Consider the following 26,648-nt stretch of genomic DNA (forward strand, 5'->3'; position numbering starts at 1 on the left):
GCTATCCGACATCAACAGCAAGAACACTTGAGCAAGACCTTTCGGCGATCGCTGCCCCATCAAGGATAAAGAACAACTCCTCTCCTAAGCGACAACAGCCTTTGAGGTAGGGAACCAGCGCCGCACTCACTGTACCCACAGGCGATTGAATGGCTCCCTCAGCAAGACGGACGATCCCCCGTACCTCCTTGAGCGCCAATCCTAGGTATCCCTTGGGGGTGTGCAGCAGCGCGATCGTCAACACCGAAATATCCGCATCCAGTGGCTCCAAGTTGAGCAAGTGGGCTAAATCCAGCACCCAAACAATGCGGTTACGAAAGTTCAGCAGTCCCATCACCACTGCGGCCATATTAGGAATCACCGTGAGCTGTTGCGGTGGGATCACCAACACCTGCTGAATCTCAGTCATCGGCAGCAATGCCGTTAATTGGTCGTGGATAACCAAACGCAAATAGGGCGCCCCTTGGGGGCGATCGCGTAGCGTACCCTTTGGGGAATCGCCCCGCCCTTCACCATGATTCAACCAAGGTGCTGCCCCAAGCATCGCTACACCACCACCGACTTCAGTGCCCGCAGGAGATCCTCACGGCTGAAGGGCTTCGTGACATAGGCATCTGCCCCCTGCTTCATTGCCCAAAGGCGGTCTAGCTCTTGGTTTTTCGACGTGCAGACAACAATGGGGAGCTTTTCTGTTTCCGGATTTTTCTTGAGACTGCGGCAAAGTTCAAAGCCGCTCATCCCTGGCATCACCACATCCGTCACCACCACATCGGGCTTGTACTGCGTGACTTTTTCTAGAGCCTCCTTGGCGTCGGTGGCTGCAATGACGGTATAGCCCGATTCCTGAAGAAGCGAGGTAATCAGTGCCATTTCCGAGGGGGTATCTTCCACCACTAAAACCGTCGTCATGTCATCTCCCAAATGTCAATTCAAATAATCGATTACTGTCAATATACTGCCCACAGGTTGCCTGTACTACGTCAAGTACTGAAACACCATTTTTAAGAGTTCCGCTTGGGTAAAGGGCTTGGTCATATAGTCCGTCGCTCCCACGAGGCGGGCTTTAGCGCGGTCAACGAGACCCGTGTTACCCGTGACCATAATGATCGGCACTGACTTAAAGCGTTCATGGTTGCGAATGACTTTACAAAACTTATAACCATCAATGTTGGGCATCCCCACGTCCAGCAGGATCAGATCTGGATTGAGGCGCATCACCTCCATCAGGGCTTTTACAGAATCATTGAGGGCAATGACTTCAAAGGCATCATCCGCCAAAAACCGCTTAATTTCATTGAGCATGGTCGGACTATCGTCAATGCAGATGATCCGATAGGTACGGTTTGGCACTTTTGAGGTAAAAAAGCCACTGCCCAAATCGCCACTCTCCTCTGTAACGGTAGGCGTGGTTTCCTGCCACAAACTGGCATCAAAACTGGGCAGCAAATCAAAGGGATGTTGCGGCTCACGAACGACTACGGCTCCTTTATCAATCAAGGGTAAGAGGCTACGCACCAAGGCAATTTCATTTTGGTTCATGAGCACGGCCAAGTGGCGGAAGCTAAACCCCCGCAACATCGACCCCAAGCGTTGCTGCTGCTCTGGGGTTAAATTGACTTGCGCACCACTAAAGAAGTAGGGGCGCTGAAAAGGCGAGACAATTTTGTGGCCAAGGCTGAGCCACTGCTGAATTCGGGATTTGCACTGCTGAATCAGTCGGGTGGCGTCAAAGCGGCTGACAATTGGCACTTCAACATAGGGCACAAGTTGATGGTGACCGCTCTTGAGATATAAAAACGACTCTAGGACTTCAACGATTAGCCCCTCGACTAGATGGCTAAAGTGCTCTGGGGTAATGATGTCTTGAGTAAGCAACCAGCGCAGACTCTCATATTCATAGATCGGGGTGGGGGTGTTGGCCTGTTCCCATTGCTGTCGGACTTGGACACGTAACTCGCGATCCAAGGCGGAGACGTCCCAGCTCAGTTGCCGCAAATGGCGCTCAAAGCGATCGCCCGGTTCAATCGTGTGGGTAGCATAGACAATACTTCCCTGATCAAAGTAGAGAAACCACTGCTGCCCTTGAACGCTCACCCTGAAGCAACCTGTGCCTCCTGAAGTGCTGAGTTGCTGGAGTAATCGTTCCGGCTGAAGCGTTTCTGTAAACTGTGGTGTTCCCCCGCCACTAAAACCGCGATCTGATGTCATCATATTTAGCCTCCGAGCTGCTACCCCCACCGAAGTTTCGTCCTACTCCGGCAGCAACCAGCGATATTTGACAATAAAACCAATTGAGATGTTTTCCTCTCCTTAAAGTGAGAGATGTGCTTCAGAATACTGGTGTGTTGATTATATTAAGCGGTATCGGCGAAAAAATGAAAGAAAACTTCAGAAAAGTTAATGACCTTCACAAAGGATAGTAGACTACACCCCTTTTCTAAAAAATGACGATGCCTCTGCTTTTTTGCGACTGTTACCAATGACCTCTACACTTGAAGAAAAACTACGGACGGCATTCTCACCAGAACAGGCGCACCTACTGGCGGAAGTAATTCGTGAGGCCTATGACGACTTGGTGAAGGCCAAAGACTTCAATGAACTGAAAGTAATTGTGGCCGATCTGGCTCAAGCCCAGAAGCGGACGGAAGAACGGGTCGATCAACTGACTGTCACTGTTGCAGAACTGGCTCAAGCGCAGAAGCGGACTGAGGAACGAGTTGAAGAACTCGCGCAAGCTCAAAAACGAACGGAAGAACGGCTCGAAGAACTCGCGCAAGCTCAAAAACGAACGGAAGAACGGCTCGAAGAACTGGCGGCAGCTCAGAAACGAACAGAGGAACGAGTGGATCAACTGGCGGCAGCCCAAGAGCGCACCGAGAGAGCAGTGAAACAACTCGCACGCCAAGTGGGTGGACTCAGTGAAGCCTTGGGTGGGTCGCTGGAAGACCTCGCCCTTGAGGTGGTGCCAGAGATTCTGGAATATCGCTGGGGCATGGAAATAGAGTTCTGTGACCGCGACACCCTCCCCCTGCGCAATGGGGAGTATGAATTTGATTTAGTGATTCGGGGTCAGGTGGCAGGGCGACCAATCTTGGTACTCGGGGAAGTGAAAAGCAACATCACCGAATCAGAGGTAGAGCGATTTTTGAATCTTGTGGCTCAGGTGGAAGCGCCCGAGGAGATTCGTCCCCTCTTTTTTGGCTATCGCGTTGAGCGTGCAGCTAAAGCGTTGATTCGCGATCGCGATGCGGTAATGGTCACCACACGCGGCAAGTACTTTCCCTAGAATGGGAATATGGCTAATCAACACTAGCAATGACCTCTGCACTCGAAGAAAAACTACGGGCAGCGTTCTCGCCAGAACAGGCGCACCTACTGGCGGAAGTGATCCGTGAGGCCTATGACGACTTGGTGAAGGCCAAAGACTTCAACGAACTAAAGGCGATTGTCGCGGATCTGGCGCAAGCCCAGAAGCGCACGGAAGAACGGGTGGATCAACTGACTGTCACCGTTGCAGAACTGGCTCAAGCGCAGAAACGGACGGAAGAACGGGTAGAAGAACTGGCGGCAGCTCAGAAACGAACAGAGGAACGAATGGATCAACTGGCGGCAGCCCAAGAGCGCACCGAGAGAGCGGTCAAACAACTCGCACGCCAAGTGGGTGGACTCAGTGAAGCCTTGGGTGGGTCGCTGGAAGACCTCGCCCTTGAGGTGGTGCCAGAGATTCTGGAATATCGCTGGGGCATGGAAATTGAGTTCTGTGACCGCGACACCCTCCCCCTGCGCAATGGGGAGTATGAATTTGATTTAGTGATTCGGGGTCAGGTGGCAGGGCGACCAATCTTGGTACTCGGGGAAGTAAAAAGCAACATCACCGAATCAGAGGTGGAGCGATTTTTGAATCTTGTGGCTCAAGTGGAAGCGCCCGAGGAGATTCGCCCCCTCTTCTTTGGCTATCGCGTTGAGCGTGCAGCCAAGGCGTTGATTCGCGATCGCGACGCGGTAATGGTCACCACCCGCGGTAAATACTTCCCGTAAAAAAATCCCCCTCCACAGGGGAGAGGGATCTAGGGTGAGGGCAAATTCACCCGCTCTAGAACGTGAACGTAGTCCGAATCACGCCTTGCAGAATCGGCTGACCAGAAATAACCCCACCCCCATTGGTATTGTTGGGGTTGATAATCGCTGTGAAGATAGGCGTGATGCTGATGTTGTCACTGATGGGGAATTTGTAAAAGGCCTCAATGTTAACTTGGTTAGCATTATTGAAGACGCCGCCAAAGGAAGGAGCACTGTTGATAAACGGCGCACCCGCCGCTGCCGCCAGTACTGAACCTGGCACCAGCAAGTCTTTGTAGCCAATACCGGCCATAAAGTTATAGGCCATCATGCCAGCTGCTCCACCAACACCAGGAGGCGTAGGCAAGTCAGAGAATGGTAGGGGCGAAACATTGGGAAAGTAGCCATTGGGAATCCCTGCTACCCCTGCACGGCCAAAGATGCCCAAGCGACCCAGATTGAGCTCAAAGTTGATGCCCCCCGCTTGCGCCTCAATGCCATAGGTTTTGGAGTAGGTACCTTGAAGCTTCACCACATAACTGTTGCGACCATTGCCAAAGGTGTTGGCATACTCCAACTCCAAGGAAGCTTGGTAGGGATCACCCGCAAACCCACCCCCCGGACTTGGAGGGGCAATGCCAGAATTAGCTCGTCCTGGCTCTGCCGCAAGATACAATGCCCGCACGGTAAAAGGACCTTCATTGGGGTTCCACTGGATAGCAACCCCTGCACCCCCTAGGTAGTTCATGGCGTAGGGCACAATGAAGGGGTTGTTGAGGAAGAAGTAAGTGCCAAAGTCACTAGCAGGAGAGTTCGCCCAGCTATTGGTGTCAATGATATCGCTCGGATAGAACCGTGTCCCTGCAGTAATGGTGATATCTTGGGTGGGCTTAAACGTATAGGCTAGGCGGTATAGCTCCACATTCGGACCAAAGTTCGACCAGTAGTACTGGCTGGGGCTAAAGTAGGGAAGCGGCCCCAGTGCATTATTAAATGTATTGCCAGGTCCGAGGGTCGAGCCTGTTTGCAAACCCAGACCATAGGTGCTAATGGCATCGCGACCGCCATTGCCCGTAGACAGCGTGGTTTGCAGCAAATCAGTGCCGGTAAAGCTGGTATTCAGGTTCAGCAGCACCCCAGCAATAACGGTGGGATTCGTGCGACCAGGGGCATCGGTAAGGCCAAGTGGACCAACTCCAAGTGGAGGTGCAACCGAAGGATTTGGACTACTGGGACGACCACCGTACTGCACCGACATCACCGCCGTACCCGTGAGCTTGGTCGTTGTCGAGAACTGGGTGGCTTCAAGGGCAGCGGTGCGGGCTTCGAGGTTGTCCACGCGACCGCGCAGGGTGGCGAGTTCAGCAGCGAACTCATCCATGAGTCTCTGAAGCGTAGCGAGGTCTTCTTTGGTGGCAAAGCGATCGCTAATCACATCGAGGCAGGCGTTCAATGCTGCTGCCATTTCATAACGGGTGGCGGCACGGTTGCCACGGAAGGTGCCATCAGGATACCCCGCGATACAGCCATACTTTTCAACCAAGGAGGCGAGGGCTTGGTAGGCCCAGTCGGTGGGACGCACGTCAGACAGCTGCGAGACAGAGGTCACCTGCCCCATGGATTCTTCGTTGGCCAGAAGCTGATTGACAGAGGTAATCGTGCTCGAAGCGTCTGCAATGGTGTTGGGGGCAGGCAGTGCTTCAGAAACTTGGAGATTTTGTGGTTCAGCAGCAATTAGGTTTTCGAAGTTGGCGGGTTCATTCGCGGTAGCAATGTTAGCCCCTGCGACCACACCCAGTAGGCTCAAGCTACCTGCTAACAGGTACGTCTTTTTCACGATGTTACTCCTCACTCACGAGCGTCTGGGTTCGGCAGATGGATAAACTCACTCTGCTGTTCCCTAGTACTTAGCTTACACAATATAGCTTAAATGTGTTGCAAGCCGATTATGCAAGTTCTAATAGATCCTAAGTGCTTCCCCTTTGATTTGTCAAATACTTTGTTTTGATTTGTTGACACTGGAATTTTATTCGTCTGGCTGGCGTGGTACGAGCTGCACACAAGGAGCCTTTCTGATAGAGGGGGTGGCAACCAGAGAAGTTCTGCCTAGTCGGTACAATAGAAAGTACAGCCAAGATTTCATAGATGCAATGACCTCTGTCCTCGAAGAAAAGCTGCGGGCGGCGTTTCCTCCCGAACAAGCGCATCTGCTTGCAGAAGTCATCCATGAAGCCTACAACGATTTGGTGAAAGCAAGAGACTTCAATGAGCTGAAGTCCATCGTAGGCGAATTAGCTCAAGCCCAAAAACGCACTGAAGAGCAAGTTGAAGAACTCGCCCAAGCCCAAAAACGCACTGAAGAACGGGTTGAAGAACTCGCCCAAGCTCAAAAACGCACTGAAGAACGGGTTGAAGAACTCGCCCAAGCTCAAAAACGCACTGAAGAACGAGTGGATCAGCTAGCTGTTGCTGTTGCAGAACTGGCTGAAGCGCAAAAGCGCACTGAACGAGCCGTCAAACAACTTGCACGCCAAGTGGGCGGCCTCAGTGAAGCTCTCGGTGGCTCCCTAGAAGACCTTGCTCTGGAAGTGGTGCCCGAAATCCTAGAACATCGCTGGGGCATGGAAATCGAATTTTGTGAGCGGGATACCCTGCCGCTGCGCAACGGCAGTTATGAGTTTGACTTAGTGATTCGCGGCCGCATAGAAGGACGACCAGTGTTAGTGCTAGGGGAAGTCAAAAGTAACATTACTGAATCAGAAGTGGAGCGTTTTTTGGATCTTGTGTCTCAAGTAGAGGCCAACGAGGAGATTCGCCCTCTGTTTTTTGGCTATCGCGTTGAGCGGGCAGCCAAGGCGTTGATTCGCGATCGCGGTGCGGCAATGGTCACCACAAGGGGCAAATACTTTCCTGATTGAATGAAGTACCCATCACGCTTCTTGGGTTGGCGCGGCATCTGCTGCATGGTAGGAGCTACGTACAAGAGGCCCCGATCGCACGTGGGAAAAGCCGAGTTCGCGGGCAATCTTGCCCAAGGTGTTAAATTCTTCAGGTGTCCAATACTTGACCACAGGCAAATGACTCAACGAGGGGGGCAGGTATTGTCCCAAGGTCAGGCGATCGCACCCCACGGCTCGCAAATCTTTTAGAGTTTGAATCACCTCTGCTTCGGTTTCTCCCAAGCCCAACATCAAGCCCGACTTGGTGGGAAGGTGGGGATTCAGTTCCTTAACCGTGGTCAAGACCCGCAGTGAACTCTCATAGGTGGCACCCCGTCGCACCGGGCCTTGCAAGCGGCGTACAGTTTCGAGGTTGTGGTTGTAGCAGGCAGGCTGTGCCGCCACAATTTGGGCAATGCAGTTCCGTTGGCTCAAGCGTCCCCGATCCATACGAAAGTCGGGGGTGAGGACTTCAATTTCCGTGCCGGGACAGCGTTGGCGAATCGCGTGCATGGTCGCAACAAATTGACCCGCCCCCTGATCGGCTAGGTCATCGCGAGCCACAGAGGTTAAAACTACATAGCGCAATCCTAAGGTAGCCACAGCAGCCGCAATTTTTGCTGGTTCCTCTGGATCAACGGCAGCAGGAGCGTGGCCTTTCTCCACTTGGCAAAAAGCGCAGGCACGGGTACAGGTGGCGCCTAAGAGTAAAAAAGTGGCGGTTTTTTGGGCATAGCATTCACCGCGATTGGGACAGCGCCCCTCTTCACAGATGGTGTGGATGCCATAGTGGCGCACGAGGCGTTGCACGGTGGAGATCTCACTGGCTTTGCCAAGGGGTTTGCGCAGCCACGGCGGCAGGGGTTGGGAGATAGTCATAGAGTCGGGTTAATCCTGAAAATAGGGGAGAGGCGAGCTAGATACAAAACTTGATTAACTATCGAGTCTATTTATTAAGTAACTGTAAATGATCCCTAGGGGTGCGCCTAGGGGGCGATCGCTTCTATGGCAGGATCAATAGCGACGTTACCGCAGGTATGCCACAGAACCTATGAGTGATCAGCCACGCCCAACGGTCATTATTACGGGTGCATCCTCTGGAGTCGGATTGTATGCCACCAAAGCCTTAGCTAATCGGGGCTGGCACGTTGTTATGGCCTGCCGCAATCTTGAAAAAGCAGAGCAAGCCGCCAAAGACTTGCAGATTCCGCCGCAGGCCTACACGATTTTGCATTTGGACTTGTCCTCGTTGGCCAGTGTGCGCGGCTTTGTGGAGTCATTTCGGGCATTGAATCGCCCCTTGCGTGCCCTTGTCTGCAATGCCGCTGTCTATTATCCCCTGCTCAAGGAACCGATCTACAGTGTGGATGGCTATGAAATCAGTGTGGCCACCAACCATTTGGGGCACTTTCTTTTGGCCAACCTCCTCCTCGATGATTTGAAGAAGTCTCCCGAAAGCGATAAGCGCTTGGTGATTCTCGGCACGGTGACGGCCAACCGCAAAGAACTCGGCGGCAAAATTCCCATTCCTGCTCCCCCCGATTTGGGTAACCTCGAAGGCTTTGAGAAGGGCTTCAAGAAACCCATCGCCATGATTAACGGCAAGCCCTTCAAGTCGGGCAAGGCCTATAAAGACAGCAAGCTCTGCAATATGCTCACGGTGCGGGAACTACATCGCCGCTTCCATGATTCGACGGGGATTGTCTTTAGCTCCTTGTATCCGGGCTGTGTGGCGGACACCCCCCTCTTTCGCAACCACTTTCCCCTCTTCCAGAAGCTCTTCCCCCTCTTCCAGAAAAACATCACGGGGGGCTATGTCAGTCAAGAACTAGCGGGTGAGCGCGTCGCAATGGTGGTGGCCGACCCAGAGTTTCGCCAGTCGGGGGTGCACTGGAGTTGGGGTAACCGCCAAAAAGAGGGCCGCAAAGCCTTTGTCCAAGAACTCTCGGCAGAGGGCAGTGATGAGCAAAAAGCGCGTCGCCTGTGGGAGTTGAGCGAAAAACTGGTGGGTTTGGCCTAGCCGATGCAGTGGTGGTTGCCCCTCGGCGTTAGTCTTGCCCTTGTCATCGAGACGGGGGCGATCGCCAGCTCAGCACCAGAAACAGTGGTGAGCCAATTTTATCAGTGGTGGGTGCGAAACCAAGATCAAGGCCGCCAACGGTTCTCTCAGCAGCGAGCAGCGTTTACGCCCGATCTATACCAGCAGTTGATGCAAGCCTTTCGCAAACAGCCACGGGATGGCGCTTGGCTAGACTTTGATCCCTTTTCCTTTACCCAAGTGAGTACTCAAGGGGTGAAAGTGCGCAACGTGCGGCGATCGCCCAATCATCCCCAAGTGGCGGAAGTGGATATTGAGGTTATGGTAGGTCTACGGGGGCGATCGGGAACGCCTGTGCCGATAAAAGTACTCCTGCGCCAAGGGGGCGATCGCTGGCAAATTGATAACCTGATCTACCTGAGCACGTGGGACAACCTGCGCTGTCTGCTGCGGGACATCAACCGCTAGTGAACCTTAACGTCTTCTTCCATTCCTCTGGCTGAGCTTGCCGCTATGGTGGAAGTGATCCTTGCCATTGCAGGACGGATGTATGTCACAGCAAGATTTTGGCGTCATTGGCCTCGCTGTCATGGGGGAAAACCTTGCCCTCAATGTGGAGCGAAATGGATTCTCCGTGGCGGTTTATAATCGCACCCCCGCCCGCACTGAAGCTTTCATGGCCGAACGAGCCGCCGGCCGTCGCTTCAAGGCCACCTATCGTCTTGAGGAATTTGTGGCGTCGCTGTCGCGTCCCCGCCGCATTTTGGCGATGGTCAAAGCCGGCAAACCCGTGGATGACCTGATCCAGCAACTCAAGCCACTCCTTGAACCGGGCGACATTCTCATTGATGGGGGCAACTCCCTCTACACGGATACCGAACGCCGCGTTGCTGAAATGGAGGCAGTAGGGCTGTGCTTCTTTGGCATGGGCGTCAGTGGCGGTGAAGAAGGTGCCCTCAATGGTCCGAGTCTCATGCCCGGTGGCAGTCGGGAGGCCTATCAAGCCCTCGAACCCATTCTCACCAAAATTGCAGCGCAAGTTGATGATGGCCCCTGTGTCACCTACATTGGGCCGGGGGGATCGGGGCACTTTGTCAAGATGGTGCACAACGGTATTGAGTATGGCGATATGCAACTCATTGCCGAGGCCTATGACCTGCTGAAAAACCTCCTTGGCCTCAATCACCAGCAACTTCATGAGGTTTTCAAAAGTTGGAATGAGACCCCCGAACTCAACTCATTTTTGATTGAAATTACTAGCCAGATTTTCACCTATATTGACCCAGAAACCCATTTGCCCCTTGTGGATGTGATTGTGGATGCGGCAGGTCAAAAGGGAACCGGTCGCTGGACGGTGGAAAGTGCCCTTGAAATGGGGGTGGCCATTCCAACGATTACCGCTGCCGTGAATGCCCGCATCATGTCCTCCATCAAAGCCGAACGGATGGCGGCTGCCCAAGTCCTCCCCGGCCCTGCGGCTCACTTTAGCGGCAATAGGCAAGAATTCATTGACAAAATTCGCGATGCCCTCTACTGCTCAAAGATTTGCTCCTATGCCCAAGGGATGGCGCTGATTGCCAAAGGCTCCCAAGAACTCTTTGATAATCAACTAAACCTTGGCGAGATTGCCCGCATCTGGAAAGGGGGCTGCATTATTCGCGCTGGCTTCCTGAATAAGATCAAGCAGGCCTACAGCGAAAATCCCCAACTGGCCAATCTGCTGCTGGCGCCGGAGTTTCGGCAAACCATCCTCGATAAACAGGCGGCGTGGCGGGAGGTGTTGGTGGAGGCGACCCGTGCTGGGATTGCTGTGCCCGCCTTTGGCGCGTCCTTGGAGTACTTCGATAGCTATCGGCGCGATCGCCTGCCGCAAAATCTCACCCAAGCACAGCGGGATTTCTTTGGTGCCCATACCTACGAGCGGATCGATAAACCGGGAACCTTCCATACGGAGTGGGTACCGATTCAGGAGGCAGGAAAAGCATCCATTTAAGAGGTAGGCAGTAGCGTTGGCGGCGTTGTTCCCCAAGGGGGCAATTCTTTAGCTTATCTTAAGAATTAGGCGAGTGATTTGCTTGCCCGCGATCATCCTGCACTTTGGGGAGGCCAAGAAGCCTTGCATCCGTTTTTACGACTGCTGCACCACAGCCAACGCTACCAACGCCAAGTGGGGCTTGCCTCCCTCTACTCTATCCTCAATAAAATTTTTGATCTCGCTCCCCCCGTTCTGATTGGGATTGCTGTGGATCTGGTGGTGAAGCAGCAGGATTCCCTCTTCGCCCGCTGGGGGCTGGTGACCTTTGAGCAGCAACTGTTGGCCTTGGCCGGCCTATCATTTGTGATCTGGAGCTTGGAATCCCTCTTTGAGTATGCCTATGCCCGCAGTTGGCGCAACCTAGCCCAGCAGATTCAACACGACCTGCGCCTTGAGACCTATGCCCATGTCCAAGAGATGGATTTGGCGTTTTTTGAAGAACGCAGCAGTGGGGTGTTGCTCTCGATTCTCAATGATGACATTAACCAACTCGAGCGCTTTTTGGATGGCGGTGCCAACGAGGTGTTGCAAGTCACAACCACCGTCTTAGTGATTGGTGGGATTTTCTTTTATTTGGCGCCCAATGTGGCGATCTGGGGGATGCTGCCGATGCCCTTTATTCTCTGGGGATCCGTCATCTTTCAGCGGCGACTCGCCCCTCGTTATGCCGATGTGCGGGAAAAGGCGGGACGCCTCAACGAACGCTTGGCTAACAATATCTCAGGTATTCAAACGATCAAGAGCTTTACTGCCGAGGCTTACGAATTGGAGCGCCTGCGCTGGGATAGTGAAGCCTACCAACAGAGTAATCGCCGCGCCATTCGCCTCAGTGCTGCCTATATTCCCCTGATTCGCTTTGTGATCCTCTTTGGCTTTACGGGAACGTTGGTGCTGGGTGGCTTTGCCGCTTTTCAGGGGCGCTTGGATGTGGGCGCCTACAGCACGATGGTCTATCTGATTCAACGGTTGCTCTGGCCCTTGACCCGTTTGGGGGAAACACTGGATCAGTATCAGCGAGCCATGGCCTCAACGCAACGGGTGCTGAATTTGCTGGAAACGCCGATTGCGATTTGTACGGGCGATCGCCCCCTTGATCCGCGCCATGTCAAAGGAGAGGTGCGCTTTGAATGCGTTAGCTTTGCCTACGCGGGTCGGGCGCCGGTGCTAAAAAATGTCAGCTTGCACGTGCCTGCAGGTCAGACGATCGCCATTGTCGGCTCCACGGGATCCGGCAAAAGTACCCTTGTGAAATTGTTACTGCGGTTCTATGAGGTGCAAGAAGGGCGCATTCTCATTGATGGGGTGGATATTCGCGAGTATCGGCTGCGGGACTTGCGCCGTGCCATTGGTTGGGTGAGTCAGGATGTCTTTCTCTTCCATGGCACCGTCTTTGAGAACATTGCCTATGGCAGCCCCCAGGCCACCCTAGCAGACGTTGTGCATGCTGCAAAATTGGCGGAAGCCCATGACTTTATCGAGCAACTGCCCCAAGGTTACGACACGGTGGTCGGCGAACGGGGGCAAAAACTCTCCGGCGGTCAGCGGCAGCGGCTGGCGATCGCCCGCGCCCTGCTCAAAGATCCACCGATTCTAGTACTCGATGAAGCCACCTCCGCCGTGGATAACGAAACCGAAGCCGCCATCCAGCGATCGCTAGCCCACATTACCGCCCATCGCACCACCATTGCCATTGCCCACCGCCTCTCGACGATTCGCCACGCCGACTGCATTTACGTTCTAGAGCAGGGCGACATTGTTGAACAGGGGACACACGAAGCACTCTTGGCGCAGCAGGGCGTCTATTACGGCCTCTGGCAAGTCCAGGCCGGCCAGCTCCTCCCTGAAGGTTAGGGTGTGAGGTTATAGCGTGCCCGCTCAGCGGCTGTTTTCTCGCGATCCAGTTTCAAGATCAGCACTGCCAAGGGGGGCAAGCAGAGATCAAGGGAGTAGCGGCGGTTGTGGTAAGGCCACTCATCCGCCCATTTACCGCCCAAGTTACCCATGTTGCTACCGCCATACTCGCGGGCATCACTGTTAAACAATTCACTATAGAAGCCATGCTCCGGCACGCCAATGCGGTAGTGGCTGTGGGGCTGTGGTGTAAAGTTACAGACGACAACCACAAAATCTTGGTAGTCCTTATCCCAGCGGATAAAGGACACAACGCTATGGCGGTTATCGCTACAGTCAATCCACTCAAAGCCCTCCTGTTTGAAATCTTGGGTGTAGAGGGCAGGTTGTGAACGGTAGAGGCGATTGAGATCCTCAAAGAAGCGTTTGGTTTGCTGGTGGGGTTCGTATTGCAGCAGGTGCCACTCTAAATCGCTCCAGACATTCCACTCGCTCCATTGGGCAAACTCCATCCCCATGAACATTGTTTTCTTGCCGGGGTGAGTGAACATGTAGGCAAATAAACAGCGCAGATTGGCGAATTTCTGCCAGCGATCGCCCGGCATTTTGCCAATGATGTGACTCTTGCCGTGCACCACCTCATCATGGGAGAGCGCCAGCATGAAGTTCTCGCTGTGGTGATACCACATACTGAAGGTGACATTGTTTTGGTGGAACTGGCGGAACCACGGATCCATGCTGAAGTAGTCCAGAATATCGTGCATCCAACCCATATTCCACTTCAGGTTGAAGCCCAATCCCCCCATGTAGGTCGGCCAAGAGACCATCGGCCAGGCCGTTGACTCCTCCGCGATCGAGAGAATCCCCGGAAAGTAGCTAAAGATCACGTGGTTCACTTGGCGCAGGAAGTTGGCCGCCTCTAAATTTTCCCGTCCGCCATACTCATTGGGTACCCACTCACCCTCCTTGCGGGCATAGTCAAGATAGAGCATCGAGGCCACGGCATCCACGCGAATACCATCAATGTGGTACTTGTCAAACCAAAAGAGAGCATTGGCCACCAGAAAATTGCGCACTTCGTGGCGACCATAGTTAAAGACAAGGGTGCCCCATTCCTTGTGTTCGCCCTTGCGCGGATCCGCGTGTTCGTAGAGGTGGGTGCCATCAAAGAAGGCGAGGCCGTGGCCATCCTTGGGAAAGTGCCCCGGTACCCAATCCACAATCACACCAATACCGTTTTGGTGGCACTGATCCACGAAATACATAAAGTCCTGGGGACTGCCATGGCGAGAGGTGGGGGCGTAGTAGCCAGTGACTTGATAACCCCAAGAGCCATCGAAGGGATGCTCAGCAACGGGCAAGAGTTCAATGTGGGTGTAGCCCAATTCCTTGACGTAGGGAATGAGTTTGGCCGCCAATTCGCGATAGGTGAGAAAGCGTGCCCAGGGCTTGAGTTCTGCCACCTGTACGGGTTCTTGGGGTTGGCCATCAGCACCAATAGGGGGGTCTTCCATTGAGGCGTGGAGCCACGATCCTAAATGCACCTCAAAGACGGAAATCGGCTGCGTCAGGGGGTCGGTGTGGCGCCGTTTTTCTAGCCAGTCGTTATCGCCCCATTCGTAGCTGTTGAGGTCGGTGACAATAGAGGCGGTCTTGGGACGCGGTTCTTGGTAAAAGCCGTAGGGATCTGATTTTTCGTAGATGTGGCCGTCTTGGTTCTTAATTTCGTACTTATAGTGCTCGCCCACACCCAAGCCGGGGATAAAGAGTTCCCAGATGCCATTGCCGCGCCGTGCCATTTGGTGTTTGCGGCCATCCCAGTGGTTAAAGTTGCCAATGACAGAGACATTGCGGGCATTGGGTGCCCAGACGGCAAAATACACCCCTGCAACGCCATCGACTGTGAGCAGGTGTGCCCCGAGTTTTTCATAGATGCGGTGGTGATTGCCCTCGGCAAAGAGATGAATATCAAAATCCGTCAGCTTTGAGGAGCGGAAGGCATAGGGATCGTAGATCACCCGCTCGTGGCCATTTTCATAAATTTTCAGTTGATAATTATTCAGTTCCGGCAGAGGAATGCGGCATTCAAAAAAGTGGGGGTGGTGCACTGGCGTCATCGGATATTCTTGCCGCTGCTCTGGACAGAGGACACTCACCCGTTCGGCATTGGGTAAATAGGCGCGTACCGCCCACATGGATTGGCCATTCTCACTGATCTGGTGACATCCCAAAATTTCAAAGGGATCGTGGTGCTGGTTGGAAACAATGCGGTCAATCTGTTCGGGCGAAACGGTCATATTTTTATACTTTCGTAAAATATAGAGACAATACTATAGAAAAGTTAACAGTTAGAATGCTCCCCTTGACAAGGGCACAGACGCTATTTCTCTGGCTTCTCTTGATCGGTGGCGTGGGCTAAGAGTCCTTGGAGTAGCTCTCGCAATAGGCTCGGTCCTTGGTAAATCCAACCGGTGTAGAGTTGCACCAGTGTTGCACCGGCTGCTAGTTTTTCGATTACATCCTCTGGCGTGAAAATCCCCCCCACCCCAATAATCGGCAGAGTGCCTTGGGTCTCTTTGTGGATAAAGCGAATCACGGCGGTAGCGCGATCGCGCAAAGGGGCACCACTGAGACCTCCCGCCTCGTCCGCCGGCGATCGCCCCGTCTGCGGAATCATCTGGGTTTTTAGCCCCTCCCGTGCCACTGTGGTATTGGTGGCCACAATGCCGGCGAGTTCATAGGTTTGAATCAGATCAAGAATTGCCGCAATCTGCTCCCAACTCAAATCGGGGGCAATTTTCAGAAGCAGGGGCTTGCGGGGGTGATTGGCGGTTTGTAGCGTCTCCAAAATGGGTTCTAGTTGTTCCTTGGCTTGCAGATCCCGTAACCCCGGTGTGTTGGGAGAACTCACATTAATCACGAAATAATCGCCAAGGGGATACAGGCGGCGAAAACTGGCTAAGTAATCCTCTTTTGCAGCTTCCAAAGGGGTGATTTTTGACTTGCCCAAATTGATACCGATGGGAATCGTTGGCGGGGGCGATCGCTCCAAAAGGGCGGCCATGGCCTCTGCGCCGGCATTATTAAACCCCATGCGATTAATCGCCGCGCGATCGGCTGTTAGGCGAAAGAGGCGCGGACGCGGATTTCCCGGTTGTGGCTGCCAAGTGACGGTGCCCAACTCCGCAAAGCCAAAGCCAAAGGCCGACCAGACACTGCGGGCGACACCATTCTTATCAAACCCTGCCGCCAAACCAATGGGATTGGGAAAGCGTAGTCCCCACATTTGCCGCTCTAAACGGGGATCTGCAAGGGCATAGCGTTGCTGAAGTTGCTGCCGCAGCCAAGTGCTCAGGGCACGATCCTGATTAAGCCACCCACAGAGGGAGATAAACTGCTGGTGCAGAAATTCTGGATCCGCCTGCAACCCAGAAAAAAGAAGTGGCCGCAGCAGGTGCCGATAAGGATCAATGGCCATTCAGACTGCCATTCCCCCACCTAAAGGGTTGAATGGTCAACACTATGCCCCTAGTCCAGATAGCCCATGAGGACGGGTGAATCATCAATGATATTAGAAGCCACAGGCCGTTCCCCAGCGGAATAATAGGTTTCAGCAATGTGCAGGCCACTGGTGGTAATCGGACGAATGCCCATCCAATTCACTGTTTCGACAATTTCAAAGTCATCCGCTGCCACGGGGCGCACCCCCATGATGTTCAGGGTTTCAACCACGCGGAAATTGGTGGCCACGATGGGGCGAATACCGGCGGAGTTGATGCTGTCGTAGATTTGCAGGCCACTGCTGAGCACCGGACGCTCGCCGGCATCTTTGATCATGTGCACCACTTGCACGGGACTGGCTTCAATGGGACGCAAGCCGGCACTATTAAAGGTTTGCCATACCACGATGTCGCTGGCTGTGGTTGTGCCTGCAGGGGCAAGAGCGGTTTTTTCGGCAAGGGAAACCATTTGACCGCTATTTTCTTTGGCGGGCGGGTTGCTGCGACGGGCGGGACGGCTAGCTTTGGCCGTGGGTTCTTCGGGGGGTGGGGTTTGAGGCGTTTCAGTCATGGCGATCGCTCCTAATGCAATAATTCAATCCTACAGGTGAATTCGTATGCAAGCATTCTATATCTCTAGTCCTTGATCATAGCAGCCCAAGAGGAGTGCCAGCGGTTTGAGAGATTCCTTTCGGTGCAGGAATGGTTGGCTTTTCAAGCGTGCAGCAGAGGCATCATGTCGCTGGGTGCCCCTTGGCCAATCACTTTGCCACGATCCAGAACAATGGCACCGTCCGCTTGCGCCAGTTCATCGAGACGGTGGGTGACCCACAGTGCGGTGATCCCTTGGCTGTTGACCAGTTGGCGCACGTAGCCTAGGAGTTCCCGCTGGCTATCGGGGTCAAGGAGTGCCGTGGGTTCATCGAGCAATAGCACCCGACAATGGCGAGCGATCGCCCCGGCAATGGCTACCCGCTGTTTTTGGCCGCCACTGAGGGCATAGATGGGACGGCGTTCTAGCCCCTGTAAATTCACAGCTTGTAGGGCGGCACTGACGCGCTCGCGCACCTGCCAATAGTTGAGGGATTCACCATTGAGACTAAAGGCAATATCCGCACCGACACTGGGCATCACCAGTTGGTGATCGGGGTTCTGGAAGACAAAGCCAAGGGGTTGCTCCACATAGACTTCACCGCTTTGGGGCTGCAAGAGACCTCCCAAAATACGCACCAGTGTTGACTTACCACTGCCATTGCGGCCGAGGAGCATCCATAGTTGCCCCCGCGGGATTTCTAGGGACACCCGATCCAGCACTAAAACCTCTGGCGACCAGCCAAAGGAGACCTCTTTGAGATGAATTGCTGGGGGGATTGCCGCCATGGGTTTTTGGACAATGCTCATGTTTTTCGGTAGGGTGAGGATGACCCCCAATTGGGTTGTCGTGCACCAAGTAAGGGAGCGGCTATGCAAGATGGATTATACATTGTCCTCATCAGTATTCATGGTTTGATTCGGGGCGATCGCCTTGAACTAGGACGAGATGCCGATACGGGAGGACAAACGCGCTATGTGGTCGAACTGGCAAAAACCCTTGCAGCCCATCCCCGGGTGGCGCAGGTGGATTTGGTCACTCGTCTGATTCCCGATGCCAAGGTCAGCCCCGACTATGCCCAGCCCATTGAGCGAATTGGCGATCGCGCCCGCATTGTCCGCCTAGCCTGTGGTCCTCGCCGCTATTTGCGCAAGGAAGTGCTTTGGCCCTATTTAGACGTATTTGCCGATGAACTGTTGCGCCATCTCCGCCAAAGTGGCCGCATGCCCGATGTGATCCACAGTCACTATGCCGATGCCGGTTATGTGGGCTGCCGTGTTGCCGGTTGGTTGGGGGTTCCCCTTGTTCACACTGGGCATTCCCTCGGCCGGGTCAAGCGACAGCGACTCCTTGCCCAGGGTAGTAAGCCCGATGCCATTGAGGAGCAGTTTCACTTTACGACTCGCATTGAAGCCGAGGAGCAAACCCTTGCCAGTGCCGCACTCATTATTGCCAGTACCCATCAGGAGGTCGAAGAGCAGTATCGCCTCTACGATCAATACGATCCGGCACGGATGGCCGTTATTCCGCCGGGGGTAGATACCCGCCGTTTCTATCCAGGGCCTGTCCCTGCCGATTTACCCTTTCGCAAGGAATTGCGTCGCTTTTTAGTGGAACCGGAAAAGCCCTTTATCTTTTGCCTCTCCCGGCCAGTACCGCGCAAGAACGTGGCTGCGTTGCTCAATGTCTATGGCACTGATCCCTTTTTACAGGAGCGAGCGAATCTGGTCTTAGTACTCGGCAATCGCACCGATATTAGCAAGATGGAGGCCAGCCCTCGCCAGGTGTTGACCGAACTCTTTTTGCTGGTCGATCGCTATGACCTCTATGGCAAAGTCGCCTATCCGAAAACCCACACCAGTGATGAAGTCCCCGATCTTTACCGTTTAGCCGCGCAGCAACGGGGCGTCTTTATCAACCCTGCCCTCACTGAACCCTTTGGCCTGACGCTCATTGAAGCGGCTGCCTGTGGATTACCGATTTTGGCGACAGCGGATGGCGGGCCGCAGGAGATTATCCGCCACTGTCGCAATGGGTTGCTCTTTGATGCCCTTGATCTAGAAGCCATTCGCAGTGCCTTGCATCAAGCCTTTCAAAGTGATAGTCAGTGGCAGACTTGGGCAGACAATGGCCTGAAGGGGGTACAAGCCCACTACTCTTGGCGCAGTCATGTGGAGATGTATCTGCACGCCCTTGCTCAACTGGCGGAAAAATCAGTCTTGCCCGTGTTGAGTGTGCAACGCCAACCGGCTCAGTACCAGAGTAATAAACTGCCAACGACGCTGACACGGAACCGCCTGCTCACCCTCGAACGCCTGTTGATTAGTGATATTGACAATACCTTGATTGGCGATCGCCCGGCCTTGGAGCGACTCTTAACGCTTCTGCAACGCCGTCCTGAAATGGGCTTTGGGGTGGCAACGGGGCGTCATCTCGAAATTACCCTAGAGATCCTCCATGAATGGGGCGTGCCGATTCCCGATGTTTTAATTACGTCCGTGGGCAGTGAAATTCACTATGGCCCTCACTTGGTTCCCGACACCAGTTGGCAGCAGCACATTAGCTATCGCTGGGAACCCCAACGGGTGAGAGACACCCTCGCCGATGTGGCAGGCCTGACGCTGCAACCCCCAGAAAATCAACGCTCCCACAAAATTAGCTACAACGTGGATACCACGGTTCTCCCCAGCATTACCCCGGTCTTGCGTTTACTGCGACAGCAGAAACTCCATTGTCGGCCAATTTTCTCCCACAATCAGTTCTTGGATATTTTGCCCCTGCGTGCCTCTAAAGGCGATGCCCTGCGCTATCTTGCCCTCAAGTGGGGCTATCCGCTGCAAAAACTGTTGGTGGCTGGGGACTCTGGCAATGACGAGCAAATGCTGACGGGGAATACCCTTGCTGTTGTTGTGGGCAATCACAGTCCGGAATTGGAAAAGTTGCGCGATCGCCCCCATATTTACTTTGCTCAAGGTCACTATGCCCAAGGGATTCTCGAAGCGATTGAACACTATGGCTTCTAACGAAAAGCCTGCGATAACGTCAAACTAGAAATGCCCTTGGCGCGGTAATCGGCAAGAATCTGAGCCAGTGCCTCCACTGTCGGTTGTCGCGTGGGATTGAGTTGAGGATAGCTCTGCAGTGCCAAGTTGAACTCCGTGCCATCCTGCATCAGCCAGTGACTCCCCCGCTAGCACGCTAGAGAGCTTGGGTTCCTTGAATTAGCCATTCGCCACCAACATTGACTAAAGTAAAGCGTAACGTTTGATAAAAATCTTGACCAGAGTTCATTATGTAGTGAAGATTTGCATCAACAACGGCTCTATCTGAAGTTAAACCGACAACTTCAGTACTATAAACATCAACGTACTGCACTTTAGTCCACCAATCGATGTATGAACCATAGCCGTTGGGGTGTGCTGAGGCATCATTTTGGAAAGAGCTGGTCAATTGATGCCATGCTGCCTCGTAATTGCCAGCGTTAATCAGAGCATAGTAATTTTCAACAAAAAGGCTGGGATCAGGGAGCAGCTCCGGGTCAAGCAGGACGCGTTCGCTAGCACTTGCAGGGGGTGGGGGCGTAGAAACAGTTTCTGGGGTTGGCAACGGAGATTCAATAGGGGGCGATTGGTCAGGAGTTTCTGCGACTTCAGTAGGGGAATTGGCTAGCGAGGGAGGGCGGGGTTCTAGGCGGTTCGACAGCAAAATTACAGCCATCGCTGCAAACATACTCCCAAAGGCAATCACAAGTGAGCCGAGGATGAACCACGGTGCGAATGATGACTGAGCTGTGGGTACTGATTGAGTCCCAGAGAAGAGTTGTCCTGTAGGCGTGGTAGAGAGGGGTGGGGGTGTGACAACCGGTTCATGGACAATACTGCCTGCCTCAATCATCCGCCAATGTTGATCCTGCCGTTCAACCCGTGCTGGCCTCAGCAATTGCCCTGACTTTTCACTGGGGTGCTGGGGTAACGTTCGCCGAAATAAGTAAGCATCGAAGTCTCCCCTATGCAAGGGAACAAGCCAAGACTGTTGATTGACATCTGTGATCACTAAATAGCTGGGATGAGCAGGACACTCAGTAAAAATGGCACCCTCGCTTTGAGAACCTGAAGGACGCACCAGTGTTCCATAGTTTTGCAGCTCTAACCAATCACTCTGCAAACCACTGTTGTACTTCTCAAGCAGCCAGTTGACCGACGGCGCTAAGCGAGGTGGTGGAGACTCCTCAGTAACCAGTTTAGTAATCAGTGGTGTTTCTAGCGCCTGCATCTCTAACGTTTTTTTTGTTTCTGTCTCTGCATCCGCTAGGGCAGCTTCGACTTCCTTGGCGGATTGATAGCGATCGCTGGGTGCAACGGCCAGCATCTTTGCCAAAACATCGCGAAACGTTGGTGTGATTTGGACATACTTTTGCCAATTCCAAGTGTGATGGTAGTTATCAAACAATTCCTTGGGATCTTTGCCCGTGAGTAAGACAATACAGGTCACTGCTAGGGCGTACAGATCAGAACTCGGAAAAACCTGCTCACCGCTGACTTGTTCTGGTGCGGCATAATGCGCTGTATAAATTTTTGTATGTCCCTTCGCAACTTCGGTAACACGGGAAATCTCCTTGACTGCACCAAAGTCAATGAGGTAAAGGCGACGCTGCCCCGGAAATTTACTGTTCTTTGCCGATTGGCGAATGATGTTTGCTGGCTTAATGTCTCGATGAATAGCCCCTTGATCGTGGATGTACTGCAAAACAGGTAGGAGATCCTTTAAGACCTCACGAACTTCCTCTTCACTCAAATAACCGCGATAGGCAAGTTCACACTCAAGCGTATCGCCATCAATAAATTCTTGAACCAGATAAAAATAGTGTTGTTCTGCTTTGCCTGTGCTGCTGCTCACCCGCTCCTGAAAGAAGGCAAATAGGGTAGGAATTTGGGGATGTTCCCCCAACGTTTCTAGGAGTCGCGCTTCTCGCTTGAATAAATTTTCTGCTTTTTGCAAGAGGTCTGGATTTGAGGTTTCAACTTGGAGCTGTTTAATCACACATTGGCGCTTGGCGGGCGTATCCAAATCTCGCCCTAGGTAAGTAATACCAAAGCCCCCCTGTCCCAACAGCTGTTGGGCAACATAGCGCCCCCGCAAAATCAAGGGCATGCCGCAGTTGGCGCAGTACTTTTGGCTAATGGTATCCACCAAGACATCCCCCTCTAGTTCAGGCAGGTCATTGTGGGGATGGGAACACTGGGGGCGGGTGCAGTAGATAAGCATGATTTTGCATCAAGAAGCACCACTTTATTCACGATTAAAACTGATCCAACACTTGGGTGACAACCTCAGGACTCACAGAAATGCCGTCAATCCCCAAATCAATTAACCACGGCAGCCAATGGGGATAGCGAGTGGGGGCTTCGCCACACAGATGGCATCCTAGGTGATGGGCTTTGGCCTGTTGAATCAATTGGGCGATCGCCCCCCTAACGGCAGGATGGTCTTCATTTAATTCCGGTAGTGTTGTTTCGCGATCAATGCCCAACAGCAGTTGGGTTAGATCATTGGTGCCAATCGTAATGCCAGCAACGCCAAGGTTGGCCAGATCAGACAGTAAAAATAAAATGGCCGGCACCTCCGCCATTACCCACAGTTCCACACCCGCCTTGGCTGTCAGACCATGCTGGGCAAGAGCCTTTTGACAATAGACCACCTCACTGACACTGCGGACAAAGGGAAGAATAATACGCAGCGGGCAGGCTTCTAAGCGGTGGGCGATCGCCAGCGCTGACAGTTCCAAATGAAACAGCTCTGGACAATGGCGATAGCGACTCACTCCCCGCAGCCCCCAATCCGTTGCCGGTTCAAACTGATGTCCCCCCAAGAGTTGGCGATAGTCGGCTGGCCGTAAATCCAATGTGCGATAAAAGAGGGGACGGGGGGCGATCGCCCGCATAAATTCACAGAGGTGCTGCACCCAGCGATCGCGCAACTGCTCAGCGTCCCCCTGCTCCAACCAATGACAGGGATGGCGATGATCCAAAAAGGCCAACAACATCAACTCTGAGCGCAATAGACCAATGCCATCACAGGGGAGCGATCGCAATAACCGCAGGGCACTGACTTGACTGACATTTACCATGACCGGCAACGGCAACCGCTTGACCGTCGGGAGTGAGGGCGTTTGCGGCGAGGGGGTCGCCACCACGGGCAATGGCTCTGGGGGCAGTTGATAGATAGACCCCCGATGACCATCTAGAAACAGCGTCATTCCTGAACTAATCTGCTGAGTCGCATTTACCACACCGACCACCGCTGGCCGTCCCAATTCCCGCGCCAGAATGGCACCATGACTGGTTAAGCCCCCCTGCTCACAAATCACACCAACCGCAGCACTCACGAGGGGCAACCAGTGGGGTGGAATACTTTTGCTCACCAAGATCTGCCCAGCAACAGCCGCAGGAGCACAGGGGTCTGTAACCACAAGGGCAGGGGCGATCGCCTGCCCCGGCGCAGCGGGTAGCCCTTCAGCTATGAGGGTGCGCTCCACGGCCTGCGGCAAGGGCACCAGCGGCAGAGGTTCTGCTAAACACTGTCCCCACCAAACCTGTGTCTGACTGCGATGCCAAACCCAGAGATGGGACGCCGACCCGCGACAGGCCTGCTGCAAGTATTGTTCCTCTGCGGGCGTCAGCTCAATTCCCTTTGGGGGCAAAGGAATGCCGTGATGGGGGAGCGTCACACCGCTGGCGATCGCCGGCAACCTTGGATCACTCCCTGTCCACCAGCCTGAGGCAACAATGGTACTCAAGGGGTAAAGCAAAATCGCCACTTTGAGGTGACAAAAATCCCATCCCTGCTGCCAATAGGTATAGAGATTCTTGGCTTGGACAAGGGCAGCAAAGGCCGCTTCGATCGCCTGATGACACAGGGGTAAACTGGGATGATGTAACACGGTTCCACGGCCTAGCCCCCAAGGTAAGTCCACCGCTTCCTGCCAAAGATAGGTGGTGAGAACAAGATGACGTTCTCCCCCCTGTTGTTGCCAAAAGTGATGACAAGCAGCAAAAATTGTTTCTAACTCCCCCACATCCAAAGGGGTTAATTCATGGGTCATCCTCAGTGCCAGTGCCTTGAAATCCGCCGCATTGGGGGGCACCTCTTGCCAGCGATCGCAGGCCGCGTGCCACAGGGGAATGACGCCAGAGCGTAACTGTTGCCAGACATTGGTGGAAATCAGCCAGACAGGATGAGGCGGTGGCAAGATTTTTTGCGCCTCTTGCAGGGCAACCAATGTTGGGGAAAGGGCTTCCGCTGGGTACTGTTGTAGGGGTTCCAGAAGGAGTGATGTCACAAATGCGTTTCCTTAATCGTCCTTGGGGGTCTGGGAGCGGACGATCCGACCTAGGGAGAACTCACTTCCGTTTGCTGACGGCGACGAATGTTGAGGACATCAGTGATTTTTCTAATTTGCGCCAAGAGATGATCCAACTGCTTTGCATTCACAATATCAATACACAAATCAATAATCGCCGTGCGTCCCGGATCCGTGTGGACATTGGCTCGTCGCACATTAATTTGATTATCAGTTAAACGGGTCAAAATATCCTTAAGAATACCAACGCGATCAATCACCTCAATTTGCACATCCACAGGGTAGGTTTGGGGACGGCGTTGATTGACTTTTGTGTTCCAACTCACGGGAATCAGGCGATCGCTCGACACCGACTCTAGGTTGCTACAGCCCTGACGATGAATTGAAATACCCCGACTCCCCAGCGTCACCACGCCAATAATCGGTTCATCGGGCACAGGACAACAGCAGCCAGCAATGTGATAAACCAAACCCTCCACCCCAAGAATCGGGGAATCACTGGGTTTCGTGCTGGCAGGTACACGGTTAACAGGGGCAGATTCTGAAGGCAGTTCCGGTGGGGTTGTCTCTGGACGCGCTAGGGTAATTGCCCGCAGCCGATTCACCACCAGATTCAGCGTAATTTCGCCATAGCCCAAGGCGGCCACTAAATCATCGACACTTTGGTAGTTGCTGCGCTCTGCCACCTGTTGCATCTGCGGTGACTTCAGAAGGGCTTCTAGACCCGCTTTGCCCAGTTCCTTCTCCAGTAATTCCCGTCCCCGCTGCAGGTTTTCATCGCGGCGCGATCGCTTGTACCACTGCCGAATACGATTGCGTGCCGTTGTGGTTTTAACAAAGTTCAACCAGTCCAAACTGGGGTGGGCAGTTTTCTGGGTGATGATCTCAACAATGTCGCCATTGCGCAGTGGTGTATCCAAGGGCACTATCCGACCATTCACCCGTGCCCCAGCACAGTGATTCCCGACATCGGTGTGAATATGGTAGGCAAAGTCGAGGGGCGTCGCCCCCTGTTGCAGGGCAAGGACATCCCCTTGGGGCGTAAAGACGTAGACCTCCTTATCAAAGAGATCATCGCGAATGCTATCGAGATATTCTTGGGCATCCTTGAGGTCATTTTGCCAATCCAGCAGTTGCCGTAGCCAAGTGAATTTTTGATCGCGAGCACTCCACTGTTGCGGCAAGGAATGACCTGTTTCTTTATACTTCCAGTGAGCAGCAATCCCATACTCAGAGACATGGTGCATCGCCAATGTGCGAATTTGCACCTCCAAGGGGCGCCCCCCAAGACCAATAACCACCGTGTGCAGCGATTGATACTGGTTGGGTTTGGGCAAGCTGATGTAGTCCTTGAACCGCCCTGGCACGGAAAGGAAACAGTCATGGACGACGGCAAGGGCACGATAGCACTCATCTTTTGTGGCCACCAGAATGCGAATGCCCGCCACATCATAGATTTCATGGAATTCTTTTTGCTGCCGCATCATTTTTTGATAGATGCTATAGAGGTGTTTGGGACGGCCACTAATTTCTAAGTATCCAAAGCCCATTCCCGATAAGCGGTCATAGAGAATTTGAATCGCCTGCTGCAGTTGTGCCTCGCGATTAGCGCGTTTTTCCGCCACCAGTTCCTGAATGCGGCGGTAGGCTTCTGGCTCTAAATACTTAAAGGCTAAATCCTCTAGCTCCCACTTGATCCGCCAAATCCCCAAGCGATTGGCCAAGGGGGCAAAGACATCACGGGTTTCTTGGGCAATGGCACGGCGGCGATCTTCCGGTAGATACTCTAGGGTGCGCATATTGTGCAGGCGATCGGCCAGCTTGACAACGATGACCCGAATATCTTGCGCCATCGCCAAAAACATGCGTCGGAAACTTTCCGCTTGCCGCTCCGTCTTACTGGAGAAGTTAAACTTCGAGAGCTTAGTGACCCCCTCCACCAGTCGCCGCACCTCGGCACCAAAATTGGCTTCTAGCTCCTCTGCCGTAACAGCGGTATCCTCAATCACATCGTGGAGAAACCCCGCCGCCAAAAGAGCAGGCCCCCCGCCTAAATCTCGCAGAATACTTGCCACTGCCACAGGATGGGCAATGTAGGGTTCCCCAGACGCCCGCCGCTGTCCTTGGTGTAGGTCGTAGGCAAATTGAAACGCTCGACAGACCAAATCATCCCCATTCTCAGGCTCTGGATTTCGCAGGCACGTCGCTAACCAATCGGGTAATTCAATATCAGTCGGCAAGCTAGGTGCAAAAGCGTTCATAGCAGCAGGCGAT

At 53.6% G+C, this 26,648-nt stretch carries 21 protein-coding genes; 8 read left to right on the forward strand and 13 right to left on the reverse strand.

The genetic code is table 11. From position 1 onward, the window contains the following. Position 1: 1 nt before the first annotated feature. The 3 genes from RHI63_RS12830 to RHI63_RS12840 form a co-directional block, all read right to left on the reverse strand. A complete protein-coding gene (locus RHI63_RS12830; RefSeq protein ID WP_206200490.1) occupies positions 2-544 on the reverse strand; it encodes a chemotaxis protein CheW in 543 nt (180 codons plus the stop codon). Positions 545-546: 2 nt separating this feature from the next. Further along, positions 547-909, reverse strand: coding sequence for a PleD family two-component system response regulator (locus RHI63_RS12835; RefSeq protein WP_206200491.1), 363 nt, complete (start codon positions 907-909; stop codon positions 547-549). A gap of 66 nt (positions 910-975) precedes the next feature. Then, positions 976-2,211 carry a response regulator gene (locus RHI63_RS12840; RefSeq protein WP_310743142.1) on the reverse strand — a complete coding sequence of 412 codons (1,236 nt, stop codon included), beginning with the start codon at positions 2,209-2,211 and terminating at the stop codon, positions 976-978. Positions 2,212-2,479: 268 nt separating this feature from the next. Here RHI63_RS12840 and RHI63_RS12845 point away from each other — a divergent pair, with 268 nt between their 5' ends. Together RHI63_RS12845 and RHI63_RS12850 are read left to right on the forward strand one after the other, a co-directional pair. After that, entirely contained in the window at positions 2,480-3,286 is an 807-nt protein-coding gene (locus RHI63_RS12845; RefSeq protein ID WP_310821666.1) for a hypothetical protein, read from the forward strand. Positions 3,287-3,315: 29 nt separating this feature from the next. Further along, positions 3,316-4,038 (forward strand): hypothetical protein, encoded by a 723-nt coding sequence (locus RHI63_RS12850; protein ID WP_310744640.1) that lies wholly within the window; start codon positions 3,316-3,318, stop codon positions 4,036-4,038. A gap of 55 nt (positions 4,039-4,093) precedes the next feature. On the opposite strand, the gene RHI63_RS12855 is transcribed toward RHI63_RS12850, so the two are convergent. Next, entirely contained in the window at positions 4,094-5,896 is a 1,803-nt protein-coding gene (locus RHI63_RS12855) for an iron uptake porin (protein WP_310821667.1), read from the reverse strand. A gap of 313 nt (positions 5,897-6,209) precedes the next feature. On the opposite strand from RHI63_RS12855, the gene RHI63_RS12860 reads away from it, so the two are divergent. Further along, complete coding sequence (locus RHI63_RS12860; protein ID WP_310821668.1) at positions 6,210-6,977, forward strand: hypothetical protein; 768 nt, start codon at positions 6,210-6,212, stop codon at positions 6,975-6,977. A 12-nt stretch (positions 6,978-6,989) separates the two neighbouring features. Here the strand turns inward: RHI63_RS12860 and lipA are convergent, their stop codons facing one another. Beyond that, positions 6,990-7,877: a lipoyl synthase gene (lipA, locus tag RHI63_RS12865; protein ID WP_206200499.1), complete on the reverse strand. Its 888-nt coding sequence runs from the start codon at positions 7,875-7,877 to the stop codon at positions 6,990-6,992. Between the two features lie 172 nt (positions 7,878-8,049). Between lipA and RHI63_RS12870 the strand changes: the two genes are divergently transcribed. The 4 genes from RHI63_RS12870 to RHI63_RS12885 all read left to right on the forward strand — a co-directional run bounded on the left by RHI63_RS12870 (position 8,050) and on the right by RHI63_RS12885 (position 12,922). Beyond that, on the forward strand, positions 8,050-9,018 hold the full coding sequence (locus RHI63_RS12870; RefSeq protein ID WP_310438663.1) for a protochlorophyllide reductase: 969 nt from the start codon (positions 8,050-8,052) through the stop codon (positions 9,016-9,018). 3 nt (positions 9,019-9,021) lie between these two features. Beyond that, the gene (locus RHI63_RS12875; protein WP_206200501.1) at positions 9,022-9,504 is read left to right on the forward strand and encodes a DUF3828 domain-containing protein; all 483 of its coding nucleotides are present in this window, start codon (positions 9,022-9,024) and stop codon (positions 9,502-9,504) included. Positions 9,505-9,586: 82 nt separating this feature from the next. Further along, positions 9,587-11,029, forward strand: coding sequence for an NADP-dependent phosphogluconate dehydrogenase (gene gndA / locus RHI63_RS12880; protein WP_206200502.1), 1,443 nt, complete (start codon positions 9,587-9,589; stop codon positions 11,027-11,029). A 78-nt stretch (positions 11,030-11,107) separates the two neighbouring features. Further along, complete coding sequence (locus tag RHI63_RS12885; protein ID WP_310800297.1) at positions 11,108-12,922, forward strand: ABC transporter ATP-binding protein; 1,815 nt, start codon at positions 11,108-11,110, stop codon at positions 12,920-12,922. Here the strand turns inward: RHI63_RS12885 and glgB are convergent. The 4 genes from glgB to RHI63_RS12905 all read right to left on the reverse strand — a co-directional run bounded on the left by glgB (position 12,919) and on the right by RHI63_RS12905 (position 17,823). Then, positions 12,919-15,219 (reverse strand): 1,4-alpha-glucan branching enzyme, encoded by a 2,301-nt coding sequence (gene glgB / locus RHI63_RS12890; protein WP_302676882.1) that lies wholly within the window; start codon positions 15,217-15,219, stop codon positions 12,919-12,921. The two genes, RHI63_RS12885 and glgB, sit on opposite strands and share 4 nt — an antisense overlap. A gap of 83 nt (positions 15,220-15,302) precedes the next feature. Next, positions 15,303-16,394, reverse strand: coding sequence for a quinone-dependent dihydroorotate dehydrogenase (locus RHI63_RS12895; RefSeq protein ID WP_315863485.1), 1,092 nt, complete (start codon positions 16,392-16,394; stop codon positions 15,303-15,305). Positions 16,395-16,450: 56 nt separating this feature from the next. Further along, the gene (locus RHI63_RS12900; RefSeq protein WP_225901596.1) at positions 16,451-16,993 is read right to left on the reverse strand and encodes a hypothetical protein; all 543 of its coding nucleotides are present in this window, start codon (positions 16,991-16,993) and stop codon (positions 16,451-16,453) included. Positions 16,994-17,136: 143 nt separating this feature from the next. Further along, positions 17,137-17,823 (reverse strand): energy-coupling factor ABC transporter ATP-binding protein, encoded by a 687-nt coding sequence (locus RHI63_RS12905; protein ID WP_302679172.1) that lies wholly within the window; start codon positions 17,821-17,823, stop codon positions 17,137-17,139. A 63-nt stretch (positions 17,824-17,886) separates the two neighbouring features. Here RHI63_RS12905 and RHI63_RS12910 point away from each other — a divergent pair, with 63 nt between their 5' ends. Continuing rightward, the gene (locus RHI63_RS12910; protein WP_310744644.1) at positions 17,887-20,037 is read left to right on the forward strand and encodes an HAD-IIB family hydrolase; all 2,151 of its coding nucleotides are present in this window, start codon (positions 17,887-17,889) and stop codon (positions 20,035-20,037) included. Here the strand turns inward: RHI63_RS12910 and RHI63_RS12915 are convergent. The 4 genes from RHI63_RS12915 to RHI63_RS12930 are packed head-to-tail and all read right to left on the reverse strand — an operon-like array spanning position 20,034 to position 26,635. After that, entirely contained in the window at positions 20,034-20,186 is a 153-nt protein-coding gene (locus RHI63_RS12915) for a hypothetical protein (protein ID WP_310744645.1), read from the reverse strand. The two genes, RHI63_RS12910 and RHI63_RS12915, sit on opposite strands and share 4 nt — an antisense overlap. 26 nt (positions 20,187-20,212) lie before the next feature. Beyond that, positions 20,213-22,279, reverse strand: coding sequence for a protein kinase domain-containing protein (locus RHI63_RS12920; RefSeq protein WP_310743152.1), 2,067 nt, complete (start codon positions 22,277-22,279; stop codon positions 20,213-20,215). Between the two features lie 34 nt (positions 22,280-22,313). Then, positions 22,314-24,353 (reverse strand): putative PEP-binding protein, encoded by a 2,040-nt coding sequence (locus tag RHI63_RS12925; protein WP_310821671.1) that lies wholly within the window; start codon positions 24,351-24,353, stop codon positions 22,314-22,316. A gap of 50 nt (positions 24,354-24,403) precedes the next feature. Next, the gene (locus RHI63_RS12930; protein WP_310821673.1) at positions 24,404-26,635 is read right to left on the reverse strand and encodes a bifunctional (p)ppGpp synthetase/guanosine-3',5'-bis(diphosphate) 3'-pyrophosphohydrolase; all 2,232 of its coding nucleotides are present in this window, start codon (positions 26,633-26,635) and stop codon (positions 24,404-24,406) included. Positions 26,636-26,648: the final 13 nt, after the last annotated feature.

The sequence above is a fragment of the Thermosynechococcus sp. GLH187 genome (assembly GCF_031583395.1).
Classification (GTDB): domain Bacteria; phylum Cyanobacteriota; class Cyanobacteriia; order Thermosynechococcales; family Thermosynechococcaceae; genus Thermosynechococcus.

Excerpts from the sequence above, each read along its gene's own strand:
- RHI63_RS12870 (WP_310438663.1), top strand. The coding sequence starts at position 8,050 with ATGAGTGATCAGCCACGCCCAACGGTCATTATTACGGGTGCATCCTCT.
- glgB (WP_302676882.1), bottom strand. The coding sequence starts at position 15,219 with ATGACCGTTTCGCCCGAACAGATTGACCGCATTGTTTCCAACCAGCAC.
- RHI63_RS12835 (WP_206200491.1), bottom strand. The coding sequence starts at position 909 with ATGACGACGGTTTTAGTGGTGGAAGATACCCCCTCGGAAATGGCACTG.
- gndA (WP_206200502.1), top strand. The coding sequence starts at position 9,587 with ATGTCACAGCAAGATTTTGGCGTCATTGGCCTCGCTGTCATGGGGGAA.
- RHI63_RS12905 (WP_302679172.1), bottom strand. The coding sequence starts at position 17,823 with ATGAGCATTGTCCAAAAACCCATGGCGGCAATCCCCCCAGCAATTCAT.
- lipA (WP_206200499.1), bottom strand. The coding sequence starts at position 7,877 with ATGACTATCTCCCAACCCCTGCCGCCGTGGCTGCGCAAACCCCTTGGC.
- RHI63_RS12840 (WP_310743142.1), bottom strand. The coding sequence starts at position 2,211 with ATGATGACATCAGATCGCGGTTTTAGTGGCGGGGGAACACCACAGTTT.
- RHI63_RS12915 (WP_310744645.1), bottom strand. The coding sequence starts at position 20,186 with ATGCAGGATGGCACGGAGTTCAACTTGGCACTGCAGAGCTATCCTCAA.
- RHI63_RS12930 (WP_310821673.1), bottom strand. The coding sequence starts at position 26,635 with ATGAACGCTTTTGCACCTAGCTTGCCGACTGATATTGAATTACCCGAT.
- RHI63_RS12850 (WP_310744640.1), top strand. The coding sequence starts at position 3,316 with ATGACCTCTGCACTCGAAGAAAAACTACGGGCAGCGTTCTCGCCAGAA.
- RHI63_RS12845 (WP_310821666.1), top strand. The coding sequence starts at position 2,480 with ATGACCTCTACACTTGAAGAAAAACTACGGACGGCATTCTCACCAGAA.
- RHI63_RS12920 (WP_310743152.1), bottom strand. The coding sequence starts at position 22,279 with ATGCTTATCTACTGCACCCGCCCCCAGTGTTCCCATCCCCACAATGAC.
- RHI63_RS12900 (WP_225901596.1), bottom strand. The coding sequence starts at position 16,993 with ATGACTGAAACGCCTCAAACCCCACCCCCCGAAGAACCCACGGCCAAA.
- RHI63_RS12830 (WP_206200490.1), bottom strand. The coding sequence starts at position 544 with ATGCTTGGGGCAGCACCTTGGTTGAATCATGGTGAAGGGCGGGGCGAT.
- RHI63_RS12910 (WP_310744644.1), top strand. The coding sequence starts at position 17,887 with ATGCAAGATGGATTATACATTGTCCTCATCAGTATTCATGGTTTGATT.
- RHI63_RS12875 (WP_206200501.1), top strand. The coding sequence starts at position 9,022 with ATGCAGTGGTGGTTGCCCCTCGGCGTTAGTCTTGCCCTTGTCATCGAG.
- RHI63_RS12860 (WP_310821668.1), top strand. The coding sequence starts at position 6,210 with ATGACCTCTGTCCTCGAAGAAAAGCTGCGGGCGGCGTTTCCTCCCGAA.